Source organism: Paenibacillus sp. HB172176 (genome assembly GCF_011947265.1).
Lineage (GTDB): Bacteria > Bacillota > Bacilli > Paenibacillales > Paenibacillaceae > Pristimantibacillus.
Genome location: NZ_JAATHD010000013.1, coordinates 139,999 through 147,562, shown reverse-complemented (window position 1 = coordinate 147,562; position 7,564 = coordinate 139,999). Strand labels below are relative to the sequence as shown.

Annotated in this window: 8 protein-coding genes; 5 read left to right on the top strand and 3 right to left on the bottom strand. The window is 46.6% G+C overall.

What is annotated here, in order from left to right; all coding sequences use genetic code 11:
• Window positions 1–258 (bottom strand): helix-turn-helix domain-containing protein (locus tag HFP08_RS17255; RefSeq protein ID WP_168121847.1); only part of this gene is annotated, 258 nt, incomplete at its 3' end.
• A 684-nt stretch (window positions 259–942) separates the two neighbouring features.
• Between HFP08_RS17255 and HFP08_RS17250 the strand changes: the two genes are divergently transcribed.
• Window positions 943–1,770 carry a hypothetical protein gene (locus tag HFP08_RS17250; protein WP_168121846.1) on the top strand — a complete coding sequence of 276 codons (828 nt, stop codon included), beginning with the start codon at window positions 943–945 and terminating at the stop codon, window positions 1,768–1,770.
• Window positions 1,771–2,127: 357 nt separating this feature from the next.
• Window positions 2,128–2,460 (top strand): hypothetical protein, encoded by a 333-nt coding sequence (locus tag HFP08_RS17245; RefSeq protein ID WP_168121845.1) that lies wholly within the window; start codon window positions 2,128–2,130, stop codon window positions 2,458–2,460.
• Between the two features lie 281 nt (window positions 2,461–2,741).
• Here HFP08_RS17245 and HFP08_RS17240 read toward each other — a convergent pair whose 3' ends face one another.
• Window positions 2,742–3,599 (bottom strand): helix-turn-helix transcriptional regulator, encoded by an 858-nt coding sequence (locus HFP08_RS17240; protein WP_168121844.1) that lies wholly within the window; start codon window positions 3,597–3,599, stop codon window positions 2,742–2,744.
• 230 nt (window positions 3,600–3,829) lie between these two features.
• On the opposite strand from HFP08_RS17240, the gene HFP08_RS17235 reads away from it, so the two are divergent.
• Together HFP08_RS17235 and HFP08_RS17230 are read left to right on the top strand one after the other, a co-directional pair.
• On the top strand, window positions 3,830–4,750 hold the full coding sequence (locus HFP08_RS17235) for an ABC transporter ATP-binding protein (protein ID WP_168121843.1): 921 nt from the start codon (window positions 3,830–3,832) through the stop codon (window positions 4,748–4,750).
• Window positions 4,743–5,699, top strand: coding sequence for an ABC transporter permease (locus tag HFP08_RS17230; protein WP_240941522.1), 957 nt, complete (start codon window positions 4,743–4,745; stop codon window positions 5,697–5,699). Before HFP08_RS17235 ends, HFP08_RS17230 begins: the two co-directional genes overlap by 8 nt.
• A gap of 82 nt (window positions 5,700–5,781) precedes the next feature.
• On the opposite strand, the gene HFP08_RS17225 is transcribed toward HFP08_RS17230, so the two are convergent.
• Window positions 5,782–6,279 carry a MarR family transcriptional regulator gene (locus tag HFP08_RS17225; protein ID WP_168121842.1) on the bottom strand — a complete coding sequence of 166 codons (498 nt, stop codon included), beginning with the start codon at window positions 6,277–6,279 and terminating at the stop codon, window positions 5,782–5,784.
• A 251-nt stretch (window positions 6,280–6,530) separates the two neighbouring features.
• Here HFP08_RS17225 and HFP08_RS17220 point away from each other — a divergent pair, with 251 nt between their 5' ends.
• On the top strand, window positions 6,531–7,556 hold the full coding sequence (locus tag HFP08_RS17220; protein ID WP_168121841.1) for a nitroreductase family protein: 1,026 nt from the start codon (window positions 6,531–6,533) through the stop codon (window positions 7,554–7,556).
• Window positions 7,557–7,564: the final 8 nt, after the last annotated feature.

Sequence of the window (7,564 nt, the reverse complement as noted above, 5' to 3'; positions counted from 1 at the left end):
AGGCTGACCGAAATGCTGCTTGAACATCTTCGAGAAGTGGTGAACGCTTGAGAAGCCGTAACGAAACGCAATGTCCTTCATCGGCAAATCGCTTGTAGCAAGCTGGTTCATCGCCGTCTCCAGCCGTAAGCGCAGCAAATATTGATGAGGCGCGATGCCGAACTGCTCATGGAACAATTGCGAGAAATGAGAACGGGACATGAACGCCTTCTGTGCCATTTCCTCCACGGTAATGCGTTCGGACAAGCGATACTGCATATAAGCCGGAACCCAGGTCAGATCCGTCGAATTCTTGCTGTGAACCAGATATCGCTGCAGGATTTCGATTACAATCTCTGTCGCGCAAACCTGCGCCTGCAGCCGATCCAGCGCATTATTGCGTCCCTAATGTTTGATCACCCTGTCGAGTCTATCTAATTACTTCGAGCTAAACTGGCGGAAATCCACTTATATAAATTCTGACTTTCCTGTTATTCATACTGAATGCGATTTTTTATGCAAAATTCTAGTATACAAAATCCTTTAATTTCTCAATATGGCTTTGGAACTTTACGAGTCAGAATTATATTAAACTAGTCATCGACACACTTCGACAAATTTTCCTATCTAAAGTGAAACTTAAGAACCAAATACAAGTGAAATTGATTCATTAATACCATTTAAATAAAAAAACTTTTTTGATAGCATTACAACCAATCCTTATTACGCATAATATCATCTTTTAAAATAGTTTTTAGACCGAAAATGATAAATTACATAATCAATAAAACACTAAACCATTATAATTATGTTAAATTTTACTTATATATTTGCGCAGGTAATCTGCTAATAAGGAGATGTTTTTCAACTGGAAGGAGGTGGGGCAGTTTTCCAAGTTCCCAGCGAAGTTATTATCCAGAGGGACATTATTTAAAATACCATTTGAGAGGTGTTGTAACCGAAATGAACAACATTAAGAAAATTGTATATTCCATTTTAGTTTGTTGTATTATGTTAATGCCTTCAAACGCTTTTGCTGAATCAAAAATTTCAAATTCAGAAGAAAATTTAAATACCTTCCTAAGGAATGCTGAGGTACCAGAAGATGTTTTGTCAGAAATGGATTTTAGCCTTAAAAAGACAATAGTCGAACGTGCTGGGGCCAATTTTAAGTTTTCTTCACATACTCAAAAGCAATATATGTTGGACCCGGATAATCAACTTATTGAAGTCGAGAAACAATCAAAATTTGCTCCCTACACGATTCCTAATTCGGATTTGATACTTGATACATTGTCGTTTTCGGTTTGGAATAGTGATGAGAGCCGATACGAATTTGATATTTATGCCAATTTTATTTGGAGCAAAAATATAGCTATCGATAATGATAATTACGGTATGGCAATTCCTGATGGGTGGAATATTGTCCCTCAACATTACTTTTGTCAGACCTATTATGGAAGTGAGTCTGGCGGCTGGAATGAAAACGGCAATTGTGGAGGAACCCCTGAAAAAACAGAACTTTCTGGTGCAGCATGGGGATTTAATAGTGACACATGGTCCGGTTATGTATTAAACTCTAAAAAAGGTGCTATTGGTATGCGAGTATATAATGTCGATTCAAATGATGATAGATTTATTGCTAACTATTCGCACGTAGAACAAGGTTCTAGTTCAAGCCCACTTACCATTGGTATAAGCATTAGCTTTCTAAGCATAAGTTATACTCCACCTTCCAGTCTACCAAGCGGAGCTTCTCAAGATGAAAAAGGAATTGATGGGGAAATTTAACACATAGGGCGCTAGGAACTCATAGTTGCACCAACACAAAATACCCTGAAACTTATTTGTAATTTCTTAGATGCAAAAGGTTATAGCGAACTAAGTATTCGATCACGTAGAAGAAGCTAAGCAGTAAGGAACTATGCAAAGTCTAGCTTTGCATAGTTCCTTTATACTTAATCGTTGAAGAAGCATAGTCTTCTTATTCGTCTATGTCTACACCCATCGTGAAATGTCTCAACATTCTGAGCACATAACGCTAGACATAAACTCGGTAAATGTTAAGAGGCTTTTTTCTCATTGAATATAAGAGGTGAATAATATAAACGATATTTGATATGATATAACTTTGGATGAGGTGATCCGGTGACAAAATATATCTTCGTTTTTTTAATCATTACCACTCTGATTATTTGTACAAGTTGCACTAATGAAAATAGCGGGCAACTAAAAAAAACTGGAATAGCTTCTTATATCATGGTTGACGAAAAAGGGAGTAACCCTAATGAAGATAAATATTGGATCAAAACCCATGATCCAAATAATGAAGAAAATCTATCCATAGTGATTTATATTGAAGATAGCAATGTATGGAATCTAATCGAGTTGGAAAAAGAGTATTTTGCTGGGTATGAATTGCTTCAAGACGGTAGTTATGTTCTAGAAAATATAAACCTCCCTGTCAATGTGAGGGGATAAATTGATTACAAAATTGACTGAAAGCAACTTATAACCGAGACCGCGCATTCCGGCCCCGGAGACGTCTCAACACTTCAATTCCTAGAACAAACTCACTTCTGAAACACCTCATGTCATAACCGCCGATATGGCGCTCATCGCCCCCCTTCTTGCAGTCCGGACCGCGAATATAAATCTCGCAATTCGTCAGGGTGAGCATTTCCTCTTAGCGTCTGCCTTCGAGAATTTACACCTCGGCAAACGTATATTGCCTCTAATTCATCTGTTATCAAAACGTCTTTTCATTGCAACTCACGGTAATGAGAAGGCGGCTGACCGAAATGCTGCTTGAACATCTTCGAGAAGTGGTGAACGCTTGAGAAGCCGTAACGAAACGCAATGTCCTTCATCGGCAAATCGCTTGTAGCAAGCTGGTTCATCGCCGTCTCCAGCCGTAAGCGCAGCAAATATTGATGAGGCGCGATGCCGAACTGCTCATGGAACAATTGCGAGAAATGAGAACGGGACATGAACGCCTTCTGTGCCATTTCCTCCACGGTAATGCGTTCGGACAAGCGATACTGCATATAAGCCGGAACCCAGGTCAGATCCGTCGAATTCTTGCTGTGAACCAGATAGCGCTGCAAGATATCGATCACGATCTCTGTCGCGCAAACCTGCGCCTGCAGCCGATCCAGCGCATTATTGCGTCCCCAATGGGCAATGACCCGTCCAAGCGTCTCGATCATCCACTCCGGTCTGGCGGGCCGAATCAGGAGCGGCACTTCAATATCGGCAAAGCTTGCAAGCGAGGGCTGCAGCTGCCCTATCGTCAGCGATTCCAGCTGCTCTGCCGAAATGAACATGGGCAGTATTTGTCCGGCTTCGAGCGGAAACAAATCCACATGCATCGCCATGAACGTCACGGGCTCGAGCGACTCGAAGCGATGAACAACCCCTGGCTGCACCAGCACGAACTGACCATGCTCGAGCTCATACGCTTCGCCTTCCATATGCAGCAGCGCCGCTCCTTCCGCGATATGCAGCAGGAGATAATCCGTAATGATGCGATCGGGCATCGTCCACTCCCGGTAATGCAGCTCGTCCGCATAACGGACATGCAGCTTCAATTCACGAGACAAAATGAAATCGGATGCCATGGCGCGCGAACCTCCCGTTCAGCTATTTACAACCAGTATACCAATTTTCAATAGCAATGCACGCTTGATGAAAAAAAGGCTAAACCGTGGGACTGCCGCCAGTTTCTAACCGGACGCAGCATACCGGACCTGGACCTTAGTAGGGGAAAACCCTCAACCGAGGTCTGTTCTTCCAGCAGCTGTGTTCCGGTATAGTTCTGATAGATGAAACTTACGGGAGGCTTTTGGATATGGAGAAATCGGTGCTGGAGCTCCGGGATGTGACGAAGAAGATCGGCATGAAGCGGATCGTCGACCAATTGAATTTCGACGTTCGCGCTGGCGAAGTGTTCGGCTTCCTTGGCCCGAACGGCGCGGGCAAGACGACTACGATTCGCATGATCGTCGGACTCATAAGCATGAGCAAGGGAGAAATCTATATTAAAGGGGTATCCGTGAGGCAGCAGTTCGAGCTCGCCATGACGCATATCGGCGCCATCGTCGAGAATCCGGAGATGTATAAATTCCTCACCGGCTATCAAAATCTCATACACTGCGCGAGACGGCACAGCGGCGTGACGAAGGAACGCATTGACGAAGTGGTCAAGCTGCTGGGCTTGCAGAATCGGATTCACGAGAAGGTGAAGCGATATTCGCTGGGCATGCGCCAGCGGCTTGGGCTCGCTCAGGCGATTCTGCATCGTCCCTCGCTGCTCATTCTGGACGAGCCGACGAACGGCCTTGATCCGGCGGGCATACGGGAGCTGCGCGACTATCTGCGAAAGCTGGCGAAGGAAGAAGGTCTCGCCGTTATTGTATCCTCCCATCTGCTCTCCGAGATGGAGCTGATGTGCGATCGCGTCGCCATCATTCAGGCGGGAAAGCTGATCGACATCCAGTCCGTTCAGGAAGCGCGGAAGCACGCGCAGTCGAAGATTCGCATAATGGTGCAGGATATGATTGCCGCTAAACAAATTCTGGAGACTGCTTTGGGCGCGATACCGATTGTTGAGAGCGATGGCGTGCTGGAAGCGGCTGCGGATCCATCGGTTATTCCTCATATCGCCAAGCTGCTTGTTCATGCGGAAATCGATATTCTGGGTATTCATGCCGTGCAGCAAACGCTGGAAGATCAGTTCTTGGAAATTACGGGAGGTGAGTCGGTTGTCTAAGCTAAGCCACTTGATTCGCAATGAAAATATGAAGATTTACCGCCGCCCGCGAACCTGGGCCATGGTCGCCATCCTGCTGCTCGCCGTTTCGTTCATGAGCGGCGTCATGAAATGGGATTCCGGCAAAACGGATTCAACGGGCTGGGAGCAGCGATTGACCGAGGAGAACGCCAATTACGAGCAAACCTTGACCGAGAACACTGATTTAGGAGAAGGCGATCAGCATTGGATGCAAGAGCAGCTCGCCAAGAACGACTATTACATCGAGCATGGCATTAATCCGTATGAGCTGAATCTGTGGAATTATGTCAATTCCTCCGCCTCGCTCATTATTCTGGTAACGCTTCTGACCGTTGTCATCGCGGCGGATATGATAGCGGCCGAATTTTCCTGGGGGACGGTCAAGCTTCTTCTTGTCGCTCCCGCTTCGCGAACGAAAATTTTGCTGAGCAAATATATCGCCACATTAGCGTTCGCCCTGCTGCTGCTTCTGCTCTGCTTCGGAGCCGCCTTCGGCGCCGGAGGCCTACTCGAGGGCTTCGGCGGAGTGGAACAGCCGTATCTGACGGTCGATGCCGGGGGAGCCGTTCATGAAGGCTCCATGCTGCTTCATGTCTTCCGAGAATACGGCCTATCCATCATCTCGCTGTTCATGTACGTCACGATGGCCTTCATGATCTCTGCGGCGTTCCGCAGCTCATCCATGGCGATCGCTATGTCGCTCTTGTTCATGCTGATCGGCAATGCTCTGTCCGAGCTGCTGAGCCGATTCGCCTTCGTGAAGTATCTCCTATTCTCGAACATCGACTTGACGCAATACATGGACGGTCGCACGCCGCTGCGCCCGGATATGACGCTTGGCTTCTCCATCGCCATGCTGGTCGCCTATTACGTCGTCTTCCAGCTGCTGGCCTGGCTTCTCTTCACGAAACGCGACGTGGCAGCTTAAGGCGCGGCCCGGGACAACCATACACGCAGGGAGCGACGAAAAAACCTTGATCTCATCCGGTTATGGGTGAATCAAGGTTTTTTCACGCCTTTTCATCGCCTTTGATCATATATTGATTCTTCTCCAGCATCGTTTCGAAAAACTTCAAAGAAGCCTGCAGCTCCGCTTCCGAGAACGAGCTCATGACGGTCATGAATCTCTGCTCGAAAAGCTCGTGCATCTCGGCATGCGCATCGAATATCCGTCTTCCTTTTGCAGAAAGACTGAAGTATATTTCTTTCTTATTATCCTTCAGTTGACTCCGCTTAATGTACCCTTCCTGCAGCAGCTTGGCGCTGATTTTAGAAATGCTCGCTTTGGATAAGTCCATTTTCTCCGCTATAGTCGTATTGTTAACGGGCTCATGATTGCCAATGCAATCAATCACATGAACGCTCGTCAAATTATTCGGAATGGAGGTCATACCCTGTAGTTTCGCGAATTCGACAAACTCGTCAATCTCGGCCGTAAACATTTGTTCGGTGACATGGGTGAAGTGGAGAAACCGTTCATACAGCAATCGCTTGATACCTTCCGACATTGCACTGCCCCCTTCAGAAAACAGGATTCAACTCCTTATAGATTTCAATTGCGCTCTATTATCGTTCATAACGAAACAATAATAACATTCAGCATAATAATAATCAAAGCTTCGTTGAAGATCAATCTTTCAATCATTATAATTTATTAGCATTGCTCAAATAAGTTTGACAAACCTATCTCTCTCAATATATAGTTTCATTGTTAACAATATTTCGATTTGCCATCCCCGCACGAAAAGGAGGAATTAGCATGGACTTCTCGAAAGTCATCATGGAACGCCGATCAATACGCAAGTACAAAGCGACGACGGTACCGCCGGATGTTATTGTCAACTTATTGCATCAAGCCGTGAACTTGCTGGAGATGGAGGAGAAAGCGCAATGGCGATGCATCCTCTACAGCACTCCGGAATCGCGCAAAAGACTGAGCGAATGTATGCTGTCCAAAGTGACGGACAGCGCGCTTGGAAGGCTTATTCCGGGGAAAATGATTGATTTCCTCGTTAAACAAATAAATAACACTCCAACCGTAGCGGTGTTCATTGCAGAAGCGGCCAGCGACCCCCGACAAGGCGACGCCAATTATGCCGTGGTTTGCAGCCTTATGCAAAATTTCCAATTGCTAAGTTGGGATGCCGGGCTTGGCATGCTGTGGTATACGGACAAGCTCCTGTATACTCCTGCCTTCTTCAGTGAAATCGGCTTGAAAGACGGAGAGCGATTTGCGGGAATTCTCAATATTGGCTACTTCGAGAAAGCGCCGCGGGCCCGGAACAGAACTCCTGCCGAGCAGAAATGGACGGCAGTCGTACCGAATTCCAAGCCTCGATTGGGGACGAACAGTTCGGCTATCTCTCAGCAAAGCGTGCTGGACTTGTTGAACGTAGCCGTATGGGCGCCGAATGACGGCCTTCGAGAACCATGGCGCTTCGTCTTTGCAGCCGGGGAAGAAGCGGCGGCGAAGCTTCATCTCTCTCCTGACCATGCTTCATCGGCTTTCCTTGTCATAGTCGCTGAAGAAGAAAGCAATCCTCACAAGCGTGAGGAGGATTATGCAGCCGTTTGCTGTTTAATTCAAAATTTTCTCTTGCTGGCCAGAACCAAGCCTTGGCATGTACGCAGAACCGTTCCCGAATGGATCTATAGCGGGGAAGGAGCCCTGCCCTTCGGGATACGACCGCAAGAAAAAATCGTAGCTGTACTGGAATTGGGGAATGCCGTCCCTTCCTCTCGCCCCCTATCCCGCACCTCTACGTTAGACGTTACGATTCGTTGATCAAGAAC